The following is a 2,521-nucleotide window of genomic DNA, read 5'->3' on the forward strand; positions in this document are numbered from 1 at the left end:
CCCGCTCCTTTTGTTAAAACCCCACCGCACCCGCCCCGGGCCGCCCCTTTTGTCTGGCGGGGCGCGCCCGCCGCCCCGATCGCCCGCGCCGTCACCACGGCTTCCACCTGTCCCGCGATCACGATCGACGGCCGCACGGCGGCGATGGCCGTGCGTGCCCCTCGCGGCCCGATCCCGCTGCGCGGCAAGGACCACAGCGCGAGTTTTCATCCCGATGCCGTATCGGCCCCGGTGCTGTCGTGCGAGACCCCGCTTCCGCCCGGCGTAACACAGGTGAGTGTCGCCGGCCAGCCGCTGCCGCTGCCGGCGGCGGAGCTGAAACGCATCGTCGTGATCGGCGACACGGGCTGCCGCCTGAAGGGCAAGGAATTCCAGGACTGTAACGACCCGCAGGCGTACCCGTTCGCGCGCGTGGCCGCGAGTGCGGCCGCGTGGAAGCCGGACCTTGTCGTGCACGTGGGCGATTTTCATTATCGCGAAGACCCGTGTCCGGGGGACCGCCCCGGCTGCGCGGGCAGCCCGTACGGCTATGGCTGGGACGCGTGGAACGCGGATTTCTTCGCGCCCGCGCGCACGTTGCTGGCCGCGGCACCGTGGGTGATCGCGCGCGGCAACCACGAGTCGTGCGCGCGCGGCGGGCAGGGGTGGTGGCGCTTCCTCGACGCCCACGCCTACGACCCGGCCGCGAACTGCGACGACCCGGCGACGGACGAACAGGCAGACTACGCGGACCCGTATGCGGTGCCTTTGGGCGGCGGCGCACAACTGATCGTGTTCGACAGCGCGAACACGAACTGGCGCGGATTCAAACCGGGCGACCCGGCCATCGCGCGCTACACGGACACGTGGCGCAAGATCGAGGGGCTGGCCCGCCGCCAGCGCTACAACATCGCCGTCGACCACCATCCGCTGTACGCCTACGGCGCGCTGCGCGATGCACGCACGGGCGCCGTCACGCTGTTCGGCGGCGACGCCGGGCTCACGCAGGTGTTCGGCGCGCTCGATCCACGCCTGCTGCCGGCGACCATCGACGTCCTGCTGTCCGGCCACGTGCACCTGTGGGAGCAGACGAGTTTTACCAGCGATCACCCGACCCAGTTCGTCGCGGGTTTCGCCGGCACGGCGGAAGACATCGTCCCGCTGCCGCAGACGCCGCCGGCCGGGCCGCCGCCGGCGCCGGGTGCGGTGCTCGAGGCGATGAGTTCGTGGATCGACGGTTTCGGTTTCATGACGATGGAGAGGACGGGCCCGGATGCATGGCGCGTGATCGTCCACGACCGCGACGGCAAGGAACGGAATACCTGCACGGTGGAGGGCCGGCATTCCCGTTGTGCCGAACCGCGGGTCTGATGTATTGCCACAAATGTGATTGCCTTCAATACACGTTTTATGTGACAATGAACCTGTGAGCGGGGTTGCTTGTTGCAGCCTTCGCGATCAGCGATGAGGATACCAAAGTATCTCTTGAGCCCGTGGCTTGCCGCGGGCTTCTTTTTTACATCTGCGACAACAGCACGTTCGCACTGGCTTCATCCGCCTCGAGCAGGGCGATCAGCTTGGACAGGTCGTGCTCCAGCCGCGCCAGCGTGTCGGCATCGAGCGCGGACAGGGCGTCCGGCAGCACGCCGGTGAAGGGCAGGGGCGCGGTGCGCAGGACATCGGCACCCGCCGGCTGGATGCGCAGCGACACGCTGCGCCGGTCCGTGCCTTCGCGGCTCGTGGCCACGAGGCCGCGCTCGACGAGGCTCTTGATCAGGTTGCTGGCGGTGGACTGGTGAATGTCCAGCTCGCGCGCCAGTTCCGTCACGCCGATGCCGGGACGGCGGTCGATGACAGACAGTGCCCATAGCTGGGCGCCGCCGACGCCCGCTTCGCGCTCGACCTGGCGGAAATGGGTTTTGACGGAATTGAAGACGACGCGGAACTGGCGCAGCACGCGGGTGGACGGCGCCAGGGACGACTCGGAAGCCGCATTGGTTTCGGAAGACGAGGACATGCAAGAATGATAGCGGAAAACCCGAAAGGCCGCCGGAATATGATATTCAGGCAACGATATCGAAAGCGGGTCAAACCATGAACACGGCACCGGACCTGCGCCGCGAACTGGGCGACTGGCGCCTGTGGACTGTGCGCGGCATCGTCGTCCTGCTCTCCGCCGCGGCGGGCCTGACGGTCGTCGGTTTTACCTGGCTGGCCGAGGCGGCCTACGGGCGTTTCGCCGCGCTGCGCGCCCTCGCGTGGTGGAGCCCGCTCATCTGGACCCCGTTATGCACCGCTGCGGTCGTCTGGTGCACGCGCCGCTTCGCGCCCGGCGCGGGCGGTTCCGGCATCCCGCAGGTGATGGCCACGCTCGACACGAAGGTCGGCGAGGCCGAGCGCGGCCTGTTCGTTTCTCTGCGGCTGTCGGTCGCCAAGATCCTGCTGACGGCCGGCGGCCTGCTGGGCGGCCTGTCGCTCGGACGCGAAGGTCCGTCCGTGCAGATCGCGGCCGGCGTCATGCTGCAGGCGCGCCGCCTGATCC

At 68.7% G+C, this 2,521-nt stretch carries 3 protein-coding genes; 2 read left to right on the forward strand and 1 reads right to left on the reverse strand.

Going from position 1 to position 2,521, the window contains the following annotated elements; translation table 11 throughout:
• The coding region (locus ACEN88_RS29210; RefSeq protein ID WP_413345338.1) for a metallophosphoesterase family protein at positions 1 to 1,350 on the forward strand (1,350 nt) is incomplete at its 5' end.
• 145 nt (positions 1,351 to 1,495) lie between these two features.
• Here ACEN88_RS29210 and ACEN88_RS29215 read toward each other — a convergent pair.
• Positions 1,496 to 1,996 (reverse strand): MarR family winged helix-turn-helix transcriptional regulator, encoded by a 501-nt coding sequence (locus tag ACEN88_RS29215; protein WP_413345339.1) that lies wholly within the window; start codon positions 1,994 to 1,996, stop codon positions 1,496 to 1,498.
• Between the two features lie 77 nt (positions 1,997 to 2,073).
• Here ACEN88_RS29215 and ACEN88_RS29220 point away from each other — a divergent pair.
• The coding region (locus ACEN88_RS29220) for a chloride channel protein (protein WP_413345340.1) at positions 2,074 to 2,521 on the forward strand (448 nt) is incomplete at its 3' end.

This window comes from Massilia sp. CT11-108 (assembly GCF_047302915.1).
GTDB classification, from domain to species: domain Bacteria; phylum Pseudomonadota; class Gammaproteobacteria; order Burkholderiales; family Burkholderiaceae_D; genus Telluria; species Telluria orientalis.

Coding starts and splice junctions, on each gene's coding strand:
- ACEN88_RS29215 (WP_413345339.1), bottom strand. CDS start 1,996: ATGTCCTCGTCTTCCGAAACCAATGCGGCTTCCGAGTCGTCCCTGGCG.